We start from the raw sequence: 310 nt of genomic DNA on the forward strand, positions 1-310 counted from the left end.
GGGGGGGGGGGCTATGAGGAGGGGTCTGCGAGTTCCGCCGCCCGGGGGATGATACCCCACCGGACCATTCCGGGACCCCACCGTGGTCTCACAGTCTTTTCGGGGCTCCCTCATCGACAACCGGGCTGCTCCGGTCAGATGCTGTTTTGCGGTAATCATATCTCCCGCTGGTGATACGGTCCATCACGATCTCGTTGATACGCTCGAGCTGACTCCCGGGGAAATACCCTGAAGAGATGCTCGAACTCCCGGTAGAAGAGAGCATGTACACGCTTCCCCTGGAAACACCGAAGATCCTGGCGACCGGCCC

At 61.3% G+C, this 310-nt stretch carries 1 pseudogene; it reads right to left on the bottom strand.

The features are described from left to right. Positions 1–88: 88 nt before the first annotated feature. Positions 89–310, bottom strand: a pseudogene (locus BP858_RS03540) (hypothetical protein); the annotation flags it as partial.

Source organism: Methanoculleus sp. UBA413 (assembly GCF_002502935.1).
Lineage (GTDB): Archaea > Halobacteriota > Methanomicrobia > Methanomicrobiales > Methanoculleaceae > Methanoculleus > Methanoculleus bourgensis.